Source organism: Synechococcus sp. KORDI-49 (assembly GCF_000737575.1).
Classification (GTDB): Bacteria; Cyanobacteriota; Cyanobacteriia; order PCC-6307; family Cyanobiaceae; genus Parasynechococcus.
On record NZ_CP006270.1, the window covers coordinates 2,025,692 to 2,043,375 of the forward strand.

General features: G+C 64.4%; 21 protein-coding genes and 1 tRNA gene. 6 read left to right on the forward strand and 16 right to left on the reverse strand.

The features are described 5' to 3' along the window. Nucleotides 1–44: 44 nt before the first annotated feature. From KR49_RS10265 to KR49_RS10280, 4 genes are all read right to left on the reverse strand, one after another. Entirely contained in the window at nucleotides 45–476 is a 432-nt protein-coding gene (locus tag KR49_RS10265; RefSeq protein WP_043694980.1) for a photosystem I reaction center subunit II PsaD, read from the reverse strand. 114 nt (nucleotides 477–590) lie between these two features. Then, nucleotides 591–1,967 (reverse strand): sensor histidine kinase KdpD, encoded by a 1,377-nt coding sequence (locus tag KR49_RS10270; protein WP_043694982.1) that lies wholly within the window; start codon nucleotides 1,965–1,967, stop codon nucleotides 591–593. Then, entirely contained in the window at nucleotides 1,964–3,205 is a 1,242-nt protein-coding gene (rodA, locus tag KR49_RS10275; RefSeq protein WP_043694985.1) for a rod shape-determining protein RodA, read from the reverse strand. The genes KR49_RS10270 and rodA overlap by 4 nt, the downstream gene beginning before the upstream one ends. A gap of 2 nt (nucleotides 3,206–3,207) precedes the next feature. Further along, entirely contained in the window at nucleotides 3,208–4,302 is a 1,095-nt protein-coding gene (locus KR49_RS10280) for an Mrp/NBP35 family ATP-binding protein (RefSeq protein WP_043694987.1), read from the reverse strand. A gap of 116 nt (nucleotides 4,303–4,418) precedes the next feature. Between KR49_RS10280 and hemF the strand changes: the two genes are divergently transcribed. After that, nucleotides 4,419–5,516, forward strand: coding sequence for an oxygen-dependent coproporphyrinogen oxidase (gene hemF / locus KR49_RS10285; protein WP_043694990.1), 1,098 nt, complete (start codon nucleotides 4,419–4,421; stop codon nucleotides 5,514–5,516). A gap of 3 nt (nucleotides 5,517–5,519) precedes the next feature. Here the strand turns inward: hemF and KR49_RS10290 are convergent, their stop codons facing one another. Genes KR49_RS10290 through KR49_RS10300 form a run of 3 tightly spaced genes read right to left on the reverse strand, consistent with a single transcriptional unit; the run spans nucleotide 5,520 to nucleotide 7,405 of the window. Beyond that, nucleotides 5,520–6,404, reverse strand: a complete 885-nt coding sequence (locus KR49_RS10290) for a hypothetical protein (RefSeq protein WP_043697321.1) — start codon at nucleotides 6,402–6,404, stop codon at nucleotides 5,520–5,522. A gap of 10 nt (nucleotides 6,405–6,414) precedes the next feature. Beyond that, complete coding sequence (locus tag KR49_RS10295) at nucleotides 6,415–6,969, reverse strand: cofactor assembly of complex C subunit B (protein ID WP_043694992.1); 555 nt, start codon at nucleotides 6,967–6,969, stop codon at nucleotides 6,415–6,417. A gap of 52 nt (nucleotides 6,970–7,021) precedes the next feature. Beyond that, nucleotides 7,022–7,405: a helix-turn-helix transcriptional regulator gene (locus KR49_RS10300; protein WP_043694995.1), complete on the reverse strand. Its 384-nt coding sequence runs from the start codon at nucleotides 7,403–7,405 to the stop codon at nucleotides 7,022–7,024. A gap of 115 nt (nucleotides 7,406–7,520) precedes the next feature. On the opposite strand from KR49_RS10300, the gene KR49_RS10305 reads away from it, so the two are divergent. Next, entirely contained in the window at nucleotides 7,521–8,165 is a 645-nt protein-coding gene (locus KR49_RS10305; RefSeq protein ID WP_043694998.1) for a ribonuclease D, read from the forward strand. 14 nt (nucleotides 8,166–8,179) lie between these two features. Here the strand turns inward: KR49_RS10305 and KR49_RS10310 are convergent, their stop codons facing one another. Together KR49_RS10310 and KR49_RS10315 are read right to left on the reverse strand one after the other, a co-directional pair. Beyond that, entirely contained in the window at nucleotides 8,180–8,428 is a 249-nt protein-coding gene (locus tag KR49_RS10310; protein ID WP_043695002.1) for a hypothetical protein, read from the reverse strand. 19 nt (nucleotides 8,429–8,447) lie between these two features. Continuing rightward, nucleotides 8,448–9,635: a lipid-A-disaccharide synthase-related protein gene (locus tag KR49_RS10315; protein ID WP_253912872.1), complete on the reverse strand. Its 1,188-nt coding sequence runs from the start codon at nucleotides 9,633–9,635 to the stop codon at nucleotides 8,448–8,450. A gap of 87 nt (nucleotides 9,636–9,722) precedes the next feature. Here KR49_RS10315 and KR49_RS10320 point away from each other — a divergent pair. Further along, a tRNA-Cys gene (locus KR49_RS10320) sits at nucleotides 9,723–9,793 on the forward strand. An 83-nt stretch (nucleotides 9,794–9,876) separates the two neighbouring features. Here the strand turns inward: KR49_RS10320 and KR49_RS14310 are convergent. After that, on the reverse strand, nucleotides 9,877–10,044 hold the full coding sequence (locus KR49_RS14310; protein WP_173402145.1) for a hypothetical protein: 168 nt from the start codon (nucleotides 10,042–10,044) through the stop codon (nucleotides 9,877–9,879). Here KR49_RS14310 and KR49_RS10325 point away from each other — a divergent pair. Beyond that, nucleotides 10,043–11,053: an aldo/keto reductase gene (locus tag KR49_RS10325; protein ID WP_253912749.1), complete on the forward strand. Its 1,011-nt coding sequence runs from the start codon at nucleotides 10,043–10,045 to the stop codon at nucleotides 11,051–11,053. The genes KR49_RS14310 and KR49_RS10325 overlap by 2 nt on opposite strands. Before the next feature lie 9 nt (nucleotides 11,054–11,062). On the opposite strand, the gene KR49_RS10330 is transcribed toward KR49_RS10325, so the two are convergent. Both KR49_RS10330 and purM read right to left on the reverse strand, forming a co-directional pair. Then, complete coding sequence (locus tag KR49_RS10330) at nucleotides 11,063–11,695, reverse strand: hypothetical protein (RefSeq protein ID WP_043695005.1); 633 nt, start codon at nucleotides 11,693–11,695, stop codon at nucleotides 11,063–11,065. A 121-nt stretch (nucleotides 11,696–11,816) separates the two neighbouring features. Continuing rightward, complete coding sequence (gene purM / locus KR49_RS10335; RefSeq protein WP_043695008.1) at nucleotides 11,817–12,854, reverse strand: phosphoribosylformylglycinamidine cyclo-ligase; 1,038 nt, start codon at nucleotides 12,852–12,854, stop codon at nucleotides 11,817–11,819. 309 nt (nucleotides 12,855–13,163) lie between these two features. Here purM and KR49_RS10340 point away from each other — a divergent pair, with 309 nt between their 5' ends. Further along, nucleotides 13,164–13,691: a septal ring lytic transglycosylase RlpA family protein gene (locus KR49_RS10340; RefSeq protein WP_052378235.1), complete on the forward strand. Its 528-nt coding sequence runs from the start codon at nucleotides 13,164–13,166 to the stop codon at nucleotides 13,689–13,691. Nucleotides 13,692–13,702: 11 nt separating this feature from the next. Further along, nucleotides 13,703–15,208, forward strand: coding sequence for a bifunctional pantoate--beta-alanine ligase/(d)CMP kinase (locus KR49_RS10345; protein ID WP_256381041.1), 1,506 nt, complete (start codon nucleotides 13,703–13,705; stop codon nucleotides 15,206–15,208). Here KR49_RS10345 and KR49_RS10350 read toward each other — a convergent pair. The 4 genes from KR49_RS10350 to KR49_RS10365 are packed head-to-tail and all read right to left on the reverse strand — an operon-like array spanning nucleotide 15,192 to nucleotide 17,663. After that, nucleotides 15,192–15,671, reverse strand: coding sequence for a low molecular weight protein-tyrosine-phosphatase (locus KR49_RS10350; RefSeq protein ID WP_043695012.1), 480 nt, complete (start codon nucleotides 15,669–15,671; stop codon nucleotides 15,192–15,194). The two genes, KR49_RS10345 and KR49_RS10350, sit on opposite strands and share 17 nt — an antisense overlap. Further along, nucleotides 15,668–16,303 carry a HEAT repeat domain-containing protein gene (locus KR49_RS10355; RefSeq protein ID WP_043695016.1) on the reverse strand — a complete coding sequence of 212 codons (636 nt, stop codon included), beginning with the start codon at nucleotides 16,301–16,303 and terminating at the stop codon, nucleotides 15,668–15,670. The genes KR49_RS10350 and KR49_RS10355 overlap by 4 nt, the downstream gene beginning before the upstream one ends. Beyond that, nucleotides 16,303–17,073 carry a HEAT repeat domain-containing protein gene (locus KR49_RS10360; RefSeq protein ID WP_043695019.1) on the reverse strand — a complete coding sequence of 257 codons (771 nt, stop codon included), beginning with the start codon at nucleotides 17,071–17,073 and terminating at the stop codon, nucleotides 16,303–16,305. The genes KR49_RS10355 and KR49_RS10360 overlap by 1 nt, the downstream gene beginning before the upstream one ends. Then, nucleotides 17,073–17,663 carry a chromophore lyase CpcT/CpeT gene (locus tag KR49_RS10365; RefSeq protein WP_043695023.1) on the reverse strand — a complete coding sequence of 197 codons (591 nt, stop codon included), beginning with the start codon at nucleotides 17,661–17,663 and terminating at the stop codon, nucleotides 17,073–17,075. Before KR49_RS10365 ends, KR49_RS10360 begins: the two co-directional genes overlap by 1 nt. Nucleotides 17,664–17,684 lie beyond the last annotated feature (21 nt).

Below are 17,684 nucleotides of genomic sequence, written 5' to 3' on the forward strand. Positions count from 1 at the left end.
GAAGGGGGATCCCTCCGGGCGACGGCTCTGCCGTCGGGACGCGATCAGGCGTCGTAGGTGTTGCGACCGCTGAACTTGATGTTGGCAGGGTTGGTGTTCTGGCCGATCCGGCGAGGGTTGTGACCGACCATGGCGCGACCCTCGTTCACCTTCTCGGAGAAGACGCCGTCCTTGGGATGCAGGAACTCGGTGTCTCCACCGGGGAAGATCCGGTAGATCTTGTAGTCCTCGATCCGGGGCTTGAACTTGGTCCGCAGCTGAGTGCCGAGGGCAAGGCACTGCTCCTTGCGCGCGAAATACATCAGGTTTTCGCCGGCGTTCATCGTCGCGGCACCGCCGGTGGGCAGCTCGAAGACCTGAGCGATGCTGCTGGTCCAGGTGATTGCGTATTTCTCTTCGGTCTCAGCGGAATTCAGCAGACCGCCGGTGCTGCCGATGTTCTGTGGAAGTTGACCGTTCAACGCCGATGCTGTCATTGGCTGCAGGACTCCAGACGGGCCGATACGGCTGGAAAGTAGCACTGTGAGCAGGCCAGGATCCGCGCTGGGACAGCAACCTTCACACCAGTCAACAAAGGGATCCCGGAGGCTTCAGCCGCTCTCCTCGGCCACTGGAAAGAACACCGTCAGCTCCCGTTCGCGGCGAGCGTGGTATCTACCTCCGAGGCTGGCCAGCAGCTGTCGGGTGGCCTGCTGGCTCAGTTGCAGGCTTCCTGTGGTCGGATCCCAGCTGAGCACGGGGCCGACCTGCTCAGTCGTGTCACCGTCCGCTGCACTCCCCTCAGAGCCGGGAGGCGACTGATCGCTTGATTCCACAAGCAGTTGCAGCTTGAGGCGAGCTCCGGCTGCCCGCAGAAGCAGGATCAGCTGACTTCCCGCCGGCAGTCCTCGACCGCTGCGATCGATCAGGCCTCCGAGCATCGGCTCCAGCCGCCGGGGATCACTCAGAACAGGAGGCAGGTCAGCCTCCAGATCAAGCACCAGGCCAATGCCCCGGCGCTCCAGCTGATCACCCCAGCCCGGAGCCAGGGATCGCAGGATCGTCTCAAGGTCGGTTCTGGCCAGGCTGGTTTCCTGCGGCTGACGCTGCAGTTCGGCGGCGTGGAAAATCAGTCCGAAGCGGTCGATCTGTTCACTGCACTCCACATCGATCTGGCGCAGACGGCCCTGAACGATCGAGGGCAGATCCCTGCGACGCAGCAGGGAGCGGATCAGCGTTCGGATCGTCGCCAGTGGGGTGCGCACTTCATGGGTCAGAGCCTCCAGCAGGCTGAGGTCATCCTCCCGGTCGCTGGCGTCCGGCACAGCCTGCGGTGATGAGGCCTGCGGTGATGAGGTCTGCAGGGTGAGGCTCGGTGCCGTGGTGGCCAGCCGCTCGGCGAGTCTCGGCCAGAAGCGCTGCTGCAGCTCGTCATCACTGTGCAGCGGCCCGAGGTCGGCCAGTTTCTCGGCGAGTGTCTCCGCTTGCAGCGGGTGCTCCTGCTGCAAACGATGGCCCAGCAGTGCGAGCGCGTCGGAGAGGGTCTCCGGATCACTGCGCATCAGCAGCTGACGCTGTCCGGGATCTCCGATCAGCGCCAGGGCCAGCTGCAGCGTCGGCGTGATGACCAGCAGGAACGGATCCTGTCCATCGCTGTCCTGAAGCGGCAGTCGCTGGAAGTGCGAGCCCTGCTCGAACGACGCCTCCCGACCGGCGGCCGGAAGCGCCGTCTGACCCGGTGCGAGACGGTCGAGGCTCTCCGGAGCCCAGACCCATCCATTCAGGTGGCGCAGCAGCTCCGGCTCATACAGCGCCGGCAGTGGTGCGGCCAGCCACAGACCGCCAGAACGTCCGTTGCTGAGCAGTTCCTGCTGCAGCGTTTCCAGGGCGGCCCACCAGAGCCGCCGGACGCCGGTTTCATCACAGGTGCCGTGAACCTGGTCCCTGGCCAGAAGCCGGCGCAGGTCGTTGAAGCTGGTTCCGCTCACCAGTGACCTGCCGACGTCGATCGGCTCTGTCTCAGAACGGAGAGGCTGAGGCCGAGGGCGATGAAGTTCACCACCATCGCTGAGCGTCCGTAGCTGAGAAATGGAAGAGGGATCCCTGTGACAGGCCCGAGACCGATGGTCATGAAGATGTTGACCACGACCTGGAACATCACCATGGTGCCGATGCCGATCACCACGAGGGCTTCGAAATCGGTGCGCGCGGCGCGGGCCACCTGCAGCATCCGGGCCATCAGCAGCGCGAATCCGATCACCACCAGCAGACAGCCGATGAATCCGGTCTCCTCACCGAGAGCGCTGAAGATGAAGTCGGTGTGCTGTTCAGGGATGAAGCGCAGCTTGGTCAGTTGCCCCTGGAGGAAGCCACTGCCGAAGAGTCCTCCCGAACCGATCCCCACGGTGCTCTGCAGAAGGTGATAACCGCCGCCGAGTGGATCCTTGGCGGGATCGAGGAAGAGCACCAGACGATCGCGTTGATAGTCCTTGAGGCCATGCATCCAGAGCCATGGGGTGACCGCTGCCATGGCTCCGTGGATGGTCACGGTGATCAGGGCTGCCAGCCGCTTCCAGGGCAGAGCCGAGTAGGCCAGCACTCCCATCAGGGGAATCCATGCCGCCATGGCCCAGGGCAGCAGCCCGGAGAGCAGGGCTGTGATCAGCGGTGAGAGCAGCAGCACCAGCCACTCGAACGGCATGCCGGACCAATACAGCATGGTCAGCATCAGAGCGCCGAAGACCAGAGAGGTGCCCAGGTCCGGCTGGATGAACACCAGCAGCCAGGGGACGGAGATCACACCGAGTGGTCGCAGGAGATCCACCGGTCGTTCCACGGGGTGACGGGCCAGCACGGCGGCCACCAGCAGGATGGCGGCGATCTTGGCGAACTCCGAGGGCTGCACATGCACCCCTGCGATGCTGATCCAGCGCTGAGCTCCGAGGGCGGTGGTGCCGATCAGCCGCACCGCCACAAGGCTGGCCACGGTGAGGATGTAGATCGGAATCAGCAGAGGTCGCAGCCGGCTGAGGGGAAGCCTCTCGAGCATGAGCGCGATCACCGTGCCCACGGCTGCTGTGACCCAGTGCTGATACCAGTTCGCATAGTCAGCCTGACGCTGCGTGCTGGCGATCAGAACGCCCGCGACCGCCACCATCGCCAGGGGAACACCCCAGAGCACCCATTCCCGCTGTCTCCCCCGTCGGCCGCGGCTGGTGCTGAACATCCTCAGGTCGGCTGCCCCACCGTGTCCGCCAGGGAGGCCGCATGGAACACAGCTTCGGCCAGCTGTCGGAACTCCTGGGCACTGGTGGAATCAGGTCGGCTGGTCACGATCGGCCGGCCGGCATCGCCTGCTTCCTGCAGTGGCATCTCCATCGGGATCTGAGCCAGCAGTGGCACGTCGTAGTCCTGAGCGAGGGTGGCCCCACCGCCACTGCCGAACAGGGCGTAGCGGCGGTCGGGCAGATCCGGAGGGATGAAGGCGGTCATGTTCTCGGCCACGCCAAGCACGGGGATTCCCAGCTGGCGGAACATCGCCAGACCCCGGCGGGCATCCTGCAGAGAGACCTGCTGCGGCGTGGTCACGATCACAACGCCCGCCATGGGCACGGCCTGTGCCAGAGACAGCTGGGCATCGCCCGTTCCGGGGGGCAGATCCACCACCAGGACGTCCCGTTCCCCCCACTCGGCCTGATAGAGAAACTGTCGGATGATTCCGTTCAGCATCGGACCCCGCCAGATGACGGGTTGGTGCTCGTCGATCAGAAGCCCCATCGACACCATGGCCACGCCGCAGCTTTCGATCGGGATGATGCGCTGCTGATCACCGCTGCCTTGCACCTCCGGGGTGCAGTCCGCCACCCCCAGCATGGTGGGTACGTTGGGGCCGTAGATGTCGGCGTCGAGCAGTCCCACGCGATGTCCCTGCTGGGCCAGGGCGCAGGCGAGGTTCACCGCAACGGTGCTCTTGCCGACACCGCCTTTGCCGCTGCTCACGGCGATCACCTGCCGCACGCCTGGAATCGGCTGACGCTCCGCCGGCTGACCATGTCCGGCCTGGCCGATCCCCCCCTGGCTGGGGGGCTGTCCCACTTCGATCTGAACCTCTTCGATGCCGTCGAGCTGGGTGAGCAGAGTGCGCGCTTCGTCGGCAATCCGCTCCCGCTGACTCTGGGCGAATCCAGGCAGCATCAACCGGAACACCACCCGTGGAGGCGCGACGCGCACCTGATCGATCCAGCCGAGCTCCATGACCGGTCGGCCGCTGCCGGCATCCTTCACCTGTTCCAGGCAGCTGACCGCCTGCTCCGCCGTGACCATGTTCAGAGCTGATGCGAGCGGATCCTAGGGGTGGCCTTGCGTGACAGTCCCTGTCGGGATCTTGTCGGGGCCTCACCCGGGCTGTTTAGGTTCACAGATCCGAACCCGTCACTTCCATGGTCCGCAGCCTGCTTCAACGCGTTCTCGGTCGTTCCGGGAGTCCGGCGTCTGGAGCCCCGCAGGCTGCGCTGGAGCGTCCGCCTGCCGATTCCCGCGACCGGGCCAGATCCATGGTGATCGGCCTCCAGGACGAGATCTGCGCCGGCCTGGAGGCCCTCGATGGAGAGGGGCGTTTCGTCGAGGAGTCGTGGGTGCGTCCTGAGGGCGGAGGGGGCCGGTCCCGGGTGATGCGTGAGGGACGCGTGTTCGAGCAGGGAGGCGTGAACTTCTCCGAGGTGCAGGGAGACCAGCTTCCTCCCTCGATCCTCAAGCAGAGGCCCGAAGCCGAAGGGCATCCCTGGTTCGCCACCGGAACCTCCATGGTTCTGCATCCCCGGAATCCCTACATCCCAACGGTTCACCTCAACTACCGCTACTTCGAGGCCGGCCCGGTGTGGTGGTTCGGTGGCGGTGCTGATCTGACGCCCTATTACCCGTTCCTCGACGACGCCCGTCATTTCCATCGCACCCATCAGGCGGCCTGTGATTCGGTGCATCCGGATCTGCACAAGGTGTTCAAGCCCTGGTGCGATGAGTACTTCTTCCTGAAGCATCGCGATGAGACCCGGGGGGTCGGCGGCATTTTCTACGACTATCAGGACTCCAACGGACTGCTCTACAAGGGCCAGGACAAGGGCGGTCCGGCCGCGGCCATCTCCTCGCAGCTGGGATCCTGTCCGCTGGGCTGGGAGCAGCTGTTCTCCCTCGGGCAAGCCTGTGGACGCGCTTTTCTCCCCTCCTATTCCCCGATTGTCGAAAAACGTCAGCCGTTGACCTACGGCGATCGGGAACGCGACTTCCAGCTCTACCGCCGGGGTCGCTACGTGGAATTCAATCTGGTCTGGGACCGCGGCACGATCTTCGGTCTGCAGACCAATGGCCGTACGGAATCCATCCTCATGTCCCTGCCGCCCCTGGTGCGTTGGGAGTACGGCTTCAAGGCCGAGGCCGGGTCCAGAGAGGCTCTGCTCACTGAGGTGTTCACCAAGCCTCAGGACTGGCTGGGTGATGCCTCACTCGAGGATCGTTGCCGTCCCCACCAGGCGGTGTCCTGACGCTCAGCCGCGTCCGACTCCCCGTTCCAGGGCATCGACGACGCGCAGAGCGAGGCATTCCACGGTCTGATCGCGCCGTGCGGGATCCCTGAGGCCCTGCTCGAGAGCGCCCTGAAGCATGCCGATCTCAAGGATGCCGATCCCGCGGCGCGGTCCTCCGAGCCCACCCCGGAACAGGCGTGGGAAGCGGCCGAACGCTTCCGCCAGGCTTTCATCCACAGTGTTGAGCCGGCGGTTGACAGCCGGGATCAGGCCGGAACCGAAGCCATAGGGGCTGTAGGCGTCGAAGTGGATCTCCAGGACGTACTCCCCTCGGGCTGAACGTCGTTTCGCCTGGGACCAGTTGGTGGCAGGGTTCGCATGGTTGCGGATGGTCAGAGACGGTGGGGTGTAACCGCTGATGTTCAGCCCACGTGCCTGGCCGAGACGCACGACAGCGTCCTGCACCTTGAAATTCCAGAACAGTTCGTCCCGCATGCGGGCGTCCATGGGCGCCTGCTTGAGAACATCCACCGCGTATCCCGGAGTCCCTGCTCCGTCCATGGCCTGGGAGTCGGCATGGCCGGCCATCACAACGATCGGCAGATCCTGGCTCACCGGATCGAGGCCCCGCCAGCTCCCCGGCATCCGGGTTCGGGCTCCGAGCAAGGGATCGGGATCCGACGGCCTGGGGCAGTTTCCCTTGACCGCAGCAGGGGAGGGCGTCTCTGCCGCAGGCGGATCCGGTAACCAGTTGCGACCGGCAACCGTCAGGTTCTGCTGCCCTGAATCCTTCGGCTGCAGGGGGCCTTCCCCGGCGTTGGCCAGAACAAGTGCGGCCAGGGACAGCGTCGTGACGGCAAAGCTCACGGACGTGCGGCGACGGCACATCCAACCCGGGAGAGGCATCGGTTTGAAGTCAGATCGGAGAGGACAGCAGGGATCCATCGCTGGCCAGTTCAAGCGGGCCTGCCAGCTCCTGCTCGATGGCGATCAGCTCGTCGCGGTGGGCCCGCAGGCGCAGGGCACTGCCCCCTTGAGACGTTTCCTCCAGCAGCCGCAGTTCAAGCTGTTCGGTGCGGGCTGCCCGTCGGATGTAGATCACACCGGCCAGAGGGCCGAGGGCGATCAGAAGCAGAGGCCAGGCATGAAGCCCGGGCGCCAGCTGACGGAGGACGAGAGCGAAGCTGCCGGCTCCTGTGGCCGCCAGCAGCGAGAGGAGCACGGCTAGTGGGCGGCTCGCGGAGACCTCGCCGCTGAAGCGCAGCAGCTGGCGTTCAGCGTCTCCGCCATCCCGGTTCCATCCACGGGCTTCCAACCAGTGACTGAGCCCCTCAAGCACTTCCAGCGGAGGCCTGGGGGACTGGATGTCCACCACCGTGGTTCGATCCTTGCTGGCCGCCCGGAGGAAAAACACCAGGCCGATGGCCAGGAGCACCGTGAGCAGAAGTGTTGATTGGAAGCCCGGCGGCATGGTGGGCCTGAATTCGCTGAAACCCTACTCAGGTGCTCCGCACTTCCTGGAATCAGGAGAGCACCAGGCTGTGGGAATCAAGCCAGCTGTGCCAGGGCTCCATCAGCCGTTCGGCTTCCCGTCTGGCGTCGGCCTGCAGATGCAGCATCCGCCGTGGACGGCCCCGGCTCGGGCAGCGTTGGGTGTAGGTGCTGATCGAACCCTGCTGCTCGAGAAAATCGAGGGCCTGTTGCAGCACGGTTTCGGAGAGCCGCAGCTGGGGCTTATCCCTGTTCAGCTTCTGCAGCAGTCCGGAGGGATAGTTGTCGTCTTTGAGCAGGCATTCCAGAACCCAGCAGACGGCCAGTTCCAGGTCGAGGAACTGCGGCGGCGGCTGACGGAAATACTGTTCGATATCTGCAAGGCAGGTGCGTGAAGGCTTGCGGCGGGAGAACACAGCGGCTGAGTCGCTGACTCCATGAAAAGCGATCTCATTTTGAGATTCAAGAGGGAGTTTGTGATTCGGCTGGCCGCGGGCCCGCCAGACTCGAGCAGTTGCCGGGAACTCACCCGTGGCTGATTCGCCGACTAGCCCTGCTGAATTCGCTGTCTTTGACAGGGACCTTGATGAAGCCTGGACCGACCGCTACCTGCAGACGGATGCCCTGGCGGTCGACACCGAAGCGATGGGACTGGTGCATGGTCGCGATCGCCTCTGTCTGGTGCAGATCGCTGATCAGGACGATCGCGTCGCCTGCGTGCGCATTGCCCTCGGTCAGAGCGAGGCCCCCCAGCTGCGCAGGTTGATGGAGGCTGAGACGGTGGAGAAGGTGTTTCATTTCGCCCGATTCGATGTGGCGGCTCTGGCCAGCGGGCTGGGGATCGCCGTTCACCCCTTGTTCTGCACCAAGGTCGGCAGTCGGTTGGGCCGCACCTATACCCCTCGCCATGGACTCAAGGATCTGGTGCAGGAACTCGTGGGTGTGGAGCTGGACAAGGGGGCCCAGAGCAGTGATTGGGGTCGCGTCGACGAACTCACCGATGCGCAGCTGGCCTATGCCGCCAACGATGTGCGCTACCTGCTGCCGGCACGCCGGAAACTGGAGACGATGCTGCGCCGTGAGGGGCGCTGGGAGCTGGCCCAGCGCTGTTTTGGCTGCATCCCTGTCGTGGCTGAGTTGGATCGTCTGCGCTTCAACCAGACCTTCGAGCACTGACGGGGGCGGACAGCTCAGTCCTCGAGCATGAAGTCGGCATGCCCTTCGCTGGACTGCAGCAGGGCTCCGAGTTCCTGGCTCCGGGATGTGTCCAGCTCATCCAGCATCTCCTGAGCCACCCGACGGCGGTCTTCCACAGCCTTGCTCCCAGCACGGGCTGATGCCATGTCCACCTGGCGTCGGGCACTGGCAAGGCTGATGCCGAGCCCGCTGGCGAGCCTGGCGCACAACTTCACGTATTCGGGATCTTGAAGGGCGGCCATCTCTGCTTACCGGATGCCTTCAGTATCCGTGCAACCGGTCCAGGACCAGCCGTGCCAGGCGGGCACTGCCTCCTGGAGGTCCCATCCGGTGCCGTCCGATGCCACCAAGCTTCGTCCGCAGTGCTGCATCATCCAGCAGTTGAGCGAGTCGTTCGGCCAGCTCGGATGGAGTGCGACAGGGCCGCACAGCACCTCCCAGCAGCCGGCTCTGACGGACTGCAAATCCCCACTGGAACTGGGGTCCCGGTCCCGGCAGAGAGACGGCCGGAATGCCCAGCCCTACCAGCTGTTCCGTGGCGGTGCCCGCGGTGGCCACTCCGGCTTCCGCCCAGCCGGCCCATCGCGCGAAGCACCCGGGGCCGATGAGGATCATGCGACGTCCGCTCACCCAGCAGGCCGCCGCCTCGAGTGACTCCGACGGGGGCAGGCTGCGGCGATAGCCCTGATCCAGCAGCACCCGCTCGAGCGCTGACAGGGGCGGCTGCGATCCCACCGCCACCAGCACCGCCAGAGGGACCGGGGTGTGCATCGAGGACAGGGACCCCAGCAAGCGCCGGAAATTCTCCAGGGCCTCCGGCATGCGGCTGCCACAGAGCAGCAGCACGCGACGGCAACGGCAGAGCGCTGTCGGGACCGCGACTCTTTTAAGACCATCCATCATCGGATTGCCGGGAGCGAGGGCGTCAATCCCGTGCTGACGCAAGCCCCGGGCTGTGAGTCGGTCGCGCACCGCCACGAGCCGGCAGCGGTCACGCCGCATCAGAGCCCACTCCCAGGGATCCCATTCGCTGCCTTTGACGCGGTGGTAGCGGTCGCTGATGGAACGCCCCGGACCGCTTCGCCAGGTGTAATCGCTCTTCGGTGTGCCAATGAATCCGTACGGAGCACCGCTGCTGAACGCCAGGGCCAGCGGCAGCAGATCGCCCACAGCCAGCATCCGCCGCCCCTGGCTGGCCAGGCGTTTCACCAGGCGCCACTGATTCCAGCTCAGCAGCGGCAGACCGGCGGCAAGATCCTCCAGCAGTCCGCGGAGACTCTGATTGCTGAAGCCCCCGCTGGGGAGGCTGGCGTTGGGGCCGACCCTCTGCAGCCATCCAGCCTGGATGGCGTTGCTGAACACACTGCCACCGCCCACGAGAGACAGCACCTCAAGGGGCAGTCCCGGGCGGAACCGGTGGATCTCCTCCAGGACCCGCAGGGCGATCAGATCCTCGCCGTGGCCATTGCTGAGAACGAGAAGTGCAGCTTCTTCGCGGCTGATACGATCCCCTGATGGGAATGGCGATTCCCGATCGGCGGCATGGCCAAGTGGTAAGGCAGAGGATTGCAAATCCTTTATCCCCAGTTCGAATCTGGGTGCCGCCTTCGAATGCTCACCAACGTCTGACATCCCCGTTTGGATGCCCCCGACTCTCGCAGCCGGTGGTCATCACGTCGATCCCTGGAACTCAGTAGTCGTTGTCGGCGACGCACATCCCCAGGCAGCGAATTCCATTGCTGGCCGTGCGGCGACAGTGGTTGCAGAGGACCGGCTCCCGGTCCTCGCTCTTCTGGCCGGTTCCGGCGGATTGATCCGCAGCCTCGCCAGTGCCGGAGGAAGATGGGGCGGAGACCATGAACGGTTCGGATGATGGGGCGATCATGGCGCGCAGGGACGCGGGGCGGTTGAACGGGATCGGCTTCGGCACCTGGGCCTGGGGCAATCAGCTGGTCTGGGGGTACCAGCCCGAACGGGATGACCCTGTGCTGGAGGAGACGTTCCTGGAGGCGGTCAGGTCAGGCCTGCGTCTGGTGGATACCGCGGATTCCTACGGCACCGGGCGGTTGAACGGGCGCAGCGAAGCTCTTCTCGGTCGTTTCGTTCAGGCCTTGCCGGCCAGCCTGCAACGCGAGCTTCTGGTCGCCACGAAACTGGCGCCGTTCCCCTGGAGGATCGGCCGACGCGGACTGGATCGAGCCTTCGCTGCCAGCCGTGACCGCCTCCAGGGGCACCTTGAGAGAGTCCAGCTGCACTGGTCGACGGCTCGGTATGCCCCCTGGCAGGAGGTGTCGCTTCTGGATGGACTGGCTGATCTCGTGCTGAACGGTGCCGTGCGCGAGCTGGGCGTCTCCAACATGGGGCCCAGGCGTCTCGAGTGGATGCAGGATCGACTGGAGCAGCGTGGCGTGCGTCTGAGCAGTGTTCAGGTGCAGTTCTCCCTGATGGCTCCCGGGGATCACCGACTGCAGGACCTGCTGGCGATCTGCCGGAAGCGGAGCATCGAGGTGCTCGCCTACAGCCCTCTGGCCTTCGGAGTGCTCGGCCAGCCTCCCGATGCGCAGCCTCGTCCTGGAACGCTTCTGCGTCGCAGGCTGTTCAACCGGTTGCTGCCGGCCAGCCTTCCGTTGCGGCAGGAACTGAAGGGGATGGCAGATCGTCGCGGTGTCTCGATGGTTCAGGTGGCTCTGAACTGGTGCCGAGCCCATGGAGCAACACCGATCCCCGGGTTGCGCAGCCCTGCCCAGGCTCGCGAGGCGGCCGCTGCCCTGAGCTGGGAGCTCACCCCAGAGGAACAGGATCGGCTGGACACGCTCCGCAGCAGGTGTCCGGTGAGAATGCCTGCCAATCCGTTCGAGAGTGCCTGAGCGAGACGATCAGGCCTCGGCGATGTGATCCTCCGGATCAGGACTCACCACCACCGGCAGGCTGTTGGCGGCCTCGCTGCGCAGTGGGACAACCTTGTCTTGGTCAGGCTTCGGAGTGGCTTTGGCGGCTTCCAGTTGCCGCTCGCATGCGCTCAGAGCCTCCTGCAGCAGTGAGTCGAAGGTGGCACCGGGCAAACGGTGTCGGGCTACCTCGAGAAAGGTGCGTGGCAGGGACTCCCCAGCAGCGTTGCGAAGAGCCGGATTGCTGCGTCGTTGCTCCTGCTCCTCCTCGATGGCCCGGATGAACCGATGGGTCACATCCCGTTTGGTGGTGGCCTTGATCAGGGTGTCGCGATCCTGAGGTGCCTGCCCGAGCTCCTGCTCAAGGTCCTTGATCCGGCGTTCAAGGCTGTCAAGGACCTCTGCGGCTTCCTTGCTGATGTGCGCCAGTTGTCCGTCAGAAAGGTGCGGGAGATCAGCCACGAACACCTTGCCGTGATCGCGCAGGGTCAGAAAGGTCGGTCTCGGTCCTTGTCGGTGTCCGTTGGGTCGTTCGTGGGAGGTGGAGATGGGGCGTCTAGGAGGCGTGGGTCCCGCAGAGGACCGACGCCGCGTGGTGCGCTGGGGTCTATCAAGAGGCATCGGATTTGTCCGGATGTATCGACGCTGCTATCGGAAAAAGATCCGATGTGCTCTAGGTAACTTTAATCGATTGAAATTGAAGACGCTCTCCGGGCTGCGCTGATGTTGGAAAGCGAAGCAATTACTGAGGAATTCCGCTGATCTCAGGTGGATCACCCGCTGCTCGGGAGAGGACTTCCCCGATGCTCCAGGCCTGCTGCTGCTGCTCACGGCAAAGGTCCAGCACGGCGTTCTCCTGATCGGAGGGAACCACCAGGCAGTAACCGATGCCGAGGTTGAAGGTGTGCCACATGTCCCGTTCTGGGATGTCTCCTGCCTGCTGAAGCCATGCGAACAGATCCGGTCGCGGCCAGCTTCCTGGGTCAATGGCGATGCGTGTCGCCTCGGGCAGGCAGCGAGGGAGGTTCTCCGGCAATCCACCTCCGGTCACATGGGCCATGCCGTTGACAGTCAGTCCGTTCTTCAGAAGGCTCTGCACCACGCCTGGATACAGCTGCGTCGGCGTCAGCAGGTCCTTGATCAGCGGCCGCTGTTGTGAGCCGTAGACGGTGGAAGCGTCGGCCTCCATCCGCTCCAGAACCCTGCGGACGAGGCTGTAGCCATTGCTGTGGACACCGCTGCTGGCCAATCCGATGACCCGGTCACCGGGGTGGATGCTGCTTCCATCGATCAGTTTCTCAGCCTCGACGACGGCGACACAGAAGCCTGCAAGGTCATAGCGGCCATCTGGATAAAACCCAGGCATCTCAGCGGTTTCCCCCCCCAGCAGGGCACAGCCGCTGAGTCGGCAGCCCGCGGCGATGCCTTCCACCACCGTGGCCATGGCGTCAGGGGAGAGGGCGCCCGTCGCCATGTAATCGAGGAAGAACAGGGGGGAGGCGCCGGAGGTGATCACGTCGTTCACGCACATCGCCACCAGATCGATGCCGACACCGTGATGCCCGTGGTGCTGCTGGGCCAGTTCGAGCTTCGTGCCGACTCCATCCGTCCCGGCCACCAGCAGGGGCTGGCGCAGCCCCTCTGGAAGCCGCATCATTCCGCCAAAGCCGCCGAGGCCTCCCATCACCTCGGGTCGGTGGGTTGCCTCCACAGAGGTTCTGATCCGTTCCACGAAGGCGCGACCCGCTTCAACGTCGACGCCGGCGCTCTTGTAGTCCATGGGTCTGAGCCGATGTTCTGATCCTGCCCCGGCGCCGTTGTCGTGACGGTGCAGACAGCGTCAGCCTGCCTGATCAGGTGAGCTGATCACTGTGAGAAGTGCGGCTGATCAGAAAGACTTCGGATCCTGCGGAGCAACCTCAGTGTTCATGCCGGACCTCGTCATGGCAGCAGCCTGTCTTTCGCTGCCATGACCGCGATGGAGGCGGGGCGTGATCGCAAGAGATGCTCCCTAGGTTCCTTGTGACGAACTTCTAAGCAGGCCTGTTCTGACGATCAGCCTCAGGGCAGATCGCGAAGGCCATTCAGGATGCGAACCTTTCTGACCCTTTTCAGCCTGACCGGAGCGATCTCGGCAAGTGCTGCCGTCATCCCGGTCGTGGCGAGCGATCTCTCCTCACTGGACGGAGGCGAGCCGTTGGAGGTTTCTTCCGAGATGTCGTCCGAGCAGGGCCCGATGCTCCTCCCGGACGATGTGGTGGAGACTCCGGAACCACCTGTTGCTGTCTTGCCGAAGCCCAAGGTCAAGGTTGTTCCTGATGTTGCGAAGGTGATCACAGGTGAAGCCAGTTGGTATGGCCCGGGCTTCTACGGCAATCGCACGGCCAACGGTGAGATCTACCGCCCGGGAACGATGACGGCTGCCCACCGCACACTTCCCTTTGGAACCAAGGTGCGCGTGACCAATCTCTGGAACGGTCGCTCCGCCGTGATCCGGATCAACGACCGCGGTCCCTTCGTGGCACATCGGGTCATCGACCTGGGGCATGGAGCCGCAAGCACTCTTGGTCTGACTGGCTCCGGCATCGCTGAAGTCCGCCTCGAGGTGCTGCGCTGAAGCCACACCTGCTGCGATCAGCTGCGGAACTCAGCGTCTGGCGTCGAGGCCTGGATCGTCCCCTTTCCTTTGTCCCGACGATGGGAGGACTCCATGGGGGACATGGTCAGCTGATGCGATCTGCCCGTTCCTCGGATCAGGGCCCGGTGCTGGTGAGCATCTTTGTGAATCCGCTGCAGTTCGCTCCCAACGAGGATTTCGCGCGGTATCCCCGCACTCTGGATGCTGACGTTGCTGTGGCCGAATCCTGTGGGGCCGATGCGATCTGGGTTCCGTCCGTTGCAACGGTTTATCCGGATGGGCCTGAAGATGTGATGCGCATTCAGGTGCCGGATTCTCTCCAGCGGTCACTCTGTGGTGGCGGTCGCCCTGGCCACTTTGATGGAGTCGCCACCGTCGTGGCCCGCCTTCTGGCCATGGTGCGCCCGGATCGTCTGGTGCTGGGAGAGAAGGACTGGCAGCAGCTGGTCATCCTCCGCAGGCTTGTGGCTGATCTGGGTCTTCCGTTGTCCGTGCTGAGCGTTCCGACCGTGCGGGAGTCGGACGGTCTGGCTTTCAGCTCTCGCAATCGTTATCTCTCCGGGGAACAACGCGAACGGGCGGCTGCTCTGCCACGGCTGCTGCGGGCGACGGACGATGGCGCCATCGATCGACTTCCCAACGCACTCAGGGATGCCGGCCTTGAGGTGGAGTATGTAGAGAGAGTGGATCCCGTCACCCTGCAGCCCTGCGGTGAGGAGAAGGCGATCTCTCTGTTGGCCGCGGCGGTTCGTTGCGGCGGTACCCGTCTGATTGATCACGTTTTTCTGATGAGCCGAGCTCCCCTTGTCGCCATCGATGGTCCGGCCGGGGCCGGTAAGAGCACGGTGACCAGAGCCTTCGCCGAGCGATTGGGTTTGACCTATCTCGACACCGGGGCGATGTATCGCTCCGTGACCTGGCTTGTGAGGAGCCATGGGGTGGACCCTGCCGATGGGGCGGCGATCGAGCCGCTGCTGGATGGTCTTGATCTTCAGCTCAAGTCGCTTCCTTCGGGTGGTCAGCAGGTTCTGGTGAATGGAAAGGATGTGAGCACCGTGATCCGTTCGCCGGAGGTCACGGCGTCCGTGTCCGCGGTGGCGGCCCATCGGTGTGTGCGTCAGGCGCTGACCAACCAGCAGCAGGCGATGGGGGCGAAGGGAGGTCTGGTGGCGGAGGGACGTGACATCGGCACTGCCGTGTTTCCCGACGCCGAGCTGAAGGTGTTTCTCACCGCCACGGTCGCGGAGCGGGCCCGCCGTCGGGCCCTGGATCTGGAGCAGCGCGGCTTCCCCGTTCCAGAGCGCTCTGAGCTGGAGGCGCAGATCGCCGAGCGGGACCGGCTGGACAGCACCCGGGAGGAGGCCCCGTTGGTGAAGGCTGCCGATGCGGTGGAGCTGATCACCGATGGCATGAGCATTGATGCCGTGATTGATGAGCTGGTGGGGCAGTTCCGCTCGCGGGTGGGTGAAGAGGTCTGGCCTACGCCTGGGAACTGAGCTCGTCCAGGAGGTTGCTGCAGGCGTCCTCCAGCAGATCCAGCACATGCTCGAAACCGGCTTCACCTCCGTAATAGGGATCCGGAACTTCGGTTTCAGTGAAGCGCTGGGCGTAACTCAGCATCGGCCGCACGGTCGCTGTGGCGCGGTGTCCGGCTTCCCGGGCCAGGCCCTGAACGGCCGTCAGGTTGGCGTCATCCATGGTGAGGACCAGATCGAAGTCACTCAGGTCGTCCAGGCTGATTTGACGAGCACGGCTTGGCAACTGGATTCCGCGACGGCCGGCGGCCGCCTGCATGCGCCGGTCAGCGGGGTTGCCGGTGTGCCAGCCACCGGTGCCGGCGGAATCCACCACGAACCGGTCGCTGAGTCCCCGCTGATTCAGCAGGTGCAGGAACACCCCTTCGGCGGCTGGCGAGCGGCAGATGTTGCCAAGGCAGACGAACAGCAGCTTCTGAGTCATCCGATGGACAGGCGTTGGAGGGCGAGCTGGGCCCGCAGACGCACCACCTTGACATTTTCACGGCATTCCTCTGACAACTCCTGCAGGAGCGCGCACCCCCGATCTGCCAGGGGCTCTGGCGGTGGCGTCAGGCTGAGCCGTCGTTCCAGGCCGTAGGCAGCCGCATATCGCACCACCCACTCATCGTCACGGGCAGCGCGAAAGAGGGCGAGATAACAGCGCGACAGATCAGCCGGTGCCGTGGAACCGACGAGGTCGAGTTCAGCGAGCCCACGGGTCGCTGCACGTCTCACACTGGGAGCGATGTCTGCCTGGAGGGCGCGATCGAGCAGCTCCAGGCCCCTGGGATCCCGCAGGGCGGCGATGACCCGCACGACCCATGCTCTCGCGCCATAGTTCTGAGCATCAAGGCTCATCAGCAGGGTGGGGACGATGGCTCGGCCCAGAGCGATCAGCCCTTGCGTGGCCACGGCGGCAACCGCTGGATTGTTGTAACCGAGCACCTTGATCAAGGTGGGAGCCGCCGCTGGATCTTCCAGGGCGCAGATGGCCTGAGTTGCACGCACCAGCTCGGGAGTGGTTCTGGCGTCATCCAGGTGACGGATGGCACTGTCCAAGGCAACCGATGGCATCAGAGCAGCCTGTCCATCACATCGAGAATGGTGCTGTCACCGCTCTGTTCGGCAAGACCTCTCAGCGCCACCAGTTTGAGACTGCTTTCAACCGTTGCCGCCTCAATGGCCGGCAGCGAAGCAGTCCAGCCCGTGGCCCCGAGATCAAGCAGGGCTCCGCGGCGTACCAGAGGTTCCGGATGCAGCAGCAGTTGCTCGAGTTCGGAAGCCCATCGCTGGTCTCCGGTGATCTGGAGCAGGGCCCGACAGGCGGCTGCGCGGATCAGGGGTCTTGGATGCTGGGTGAAGGGAGTGATCGTCTCAATGACGCTTGGCGTTGCCACCCCGATGGCTCCGAGAGCTTCCAGGATCGCTTCGCAGGGTTCCTGGAGCAGGGCCGATCCAGGTTGCTCCCGGCCCGCCTGCTCCGGCCCTCCGGCAATCAGATGGCACAACGGGCCGACGGCTTCGGTCGCCCGATGGAGCCCCAGGCTGCGTGCCGCTTCCTCACGGACGGAGTAATCAGAGGATCTCAGCAGAGGCAGCAGGGCGCTGAGAGCCGGTGCGTCCTGCAGCATGCCGAGAGCACGGATGGCATTCAGAGCCACACCTCGGCGCTCTGGATCAACGGGAACCTGACTGAGCGCAGACAGGGTGTCGAGCAACAACGTCACCGCCTGCGGGTGTCTGCTGCGCATCCTCCCCAGCCACCAGGCTGCGTAGTACTGAGCCGGAACGTCCTCGGTCTGGCGGAGGTTGGCGATCACCTGAGCTTCGCTCAAAGGTTCCATCACAACCACTCCGCCGGCAAGTCATCACCCCAGCTTGAGGTCCGCTGGAATCGAAACGCTCCAGCGACCGACCCCCAGCATTGTTCGTTGGAGACGGGGTCGTGGCCTCGATCCAGGGTCGTCAGTTCATCCCCCCAGAGGTGAAACGTGCTGAAGAGCACGGTGTCCTTTCCGTTCCGATGCACGATGCACCGGCAGCCAGGTTCGATGGCTCCGTGGTAGCCATTGTCCTGTTCCAGTACCTGGTAGTGGCACTGGTCAACGGCAACAAGATCACCCTCGACAATCTGCCGTCGACATTCGGGATCAAATGTCGCAGAGGCAAAGCGGGACGGATCGCGGAAGGCGTGATTCCAGAGTTTGATCACACCTGGGGATTGCTCCTCAGCCCGGATCATCCGCAGCCTGTAGGGATTGCTCGGATCAACCGCGTAAGTCTGTTCCAGAAGGATGGATCCGGGCCTGAGATGGTCCAGTGGGCGATAACGCAGAAAGATGTGGGAATAGAGCGGTGGGTTGTCGAAGGCCTGCTTCTGATTGCTGTATTCCCCACAGAGCAGGCTGAGAAAACGACGCACGGTGGAAGTCATCTCAGCTCAGCTGGGCTTGAT

Coding starts and splice junctions, on each gene's coding strand:
- KR49_RS10265 (WP_043694980.1), bottom strand. CDS start 476: ATGACAGCATCGGCGTTGAACGGTCAACTTCCACAGAACATCGGCAGC.
- rodA (WP_043694985.1), bottom strand. CDS start 3,205: ATGTTCAGCACCAGCCGCGGCCGACGGGGGAGACAGCGGGAATGGGTG.
- KR49_RS10280 (WP_043694987.1), bottom strand. CDS start 4,302: ATGGTCACGGCGGAGCAGGCGGTCAGCTGCCTGGAACAGGTGAAGGAT.
- hemF (WP_043694990.1), top strand. CDS start 4,419: ATGGTCCGCAGCCTGCTTCAACGCGTTCTCGGTCGTTCCGGGAGTCCG.
- KR49_RS10290 (WP_043697321.1), bottom strand. CDS start 6,404: ATGCCTCTCCCGGGTTGGATGTGCCGTCGCCGCACGTCCGTGAGCTTT.
- KR49_RS10295 (WP_043694992.1), bottom strand. CDS start 6,969: ATGCCGCCGGGCTTCCAATCAACACTTCTGCTCACGGTGCTCCTGGCC.
- KR49_RS10310 (WP_043695002.1), bottom strand. CDS start 8,428: ATGGCCGCCCTTCAAGATCCCGAATACGTGAAGTTGTGCGCCAGGCTC.
- KR49_RS10325 (WP_253912749.1), top strand. CDS start 10,043: ATGAACGGTTCGGATGATGGGGCGATCATGGCGCGCAGGGACGCGGGG.
- KR49_RS14310 (WP_173402145.1), bottom strand. CDS start 10,044: ATGGTCTCCGCCCCATCTTCCTCCGGCACTGGCGAGGCTGCGGATCAA.
- KR49_RS10330 (WP_043695005.1), bottom strand. CDS start 11,695: ATGCCTCTTGATAGACCCCAGCGCACCACGCGGCGTCGGTCCTCTGCG.
- purM (WP_043695008.1), bottom strand. CDS start 12,854: ATGGACTACAAGAGCGCCGGCGTCGACGTTGAAGCGGGTCGCGCCTTC.
- KR49_RS10340 (WP_052378235.1), top strand. CDS start 13,164: ATGCGAACCTTTCTGACCCTTTTCAGCCTGACCGGAGCGATCTCGGCA.
- KR49_RS10350 (WP_043695012.1), bottom strand. CDS start 15,671: ATGACTCAGAAGCTGCTGTTCGTCTGCCTTGGCAACATCTGCCGCTCG.
- KR49_RS10355 (WP_043695016.1), bottom strand. CDS start 16,303: ATGCCATCGGTTGCCTTGGACAGTGCCATCCGTCACCTGGATGACGCC.
- KR49_RS10360 (WP_043695019.1), bottom strand. CDS start 17,073: ATGGAACCTTTGAGCGAAGCTCAGGTGATCGCCAACCTCCGCCAGACC.
- KR49_RS10365 (WP_043695023.1), bottom strand. CDS start 17,663: ATGACTTCCACCGTGCGTCGTTTTCTCAGCCTGCTCTGTGGGGAATAC.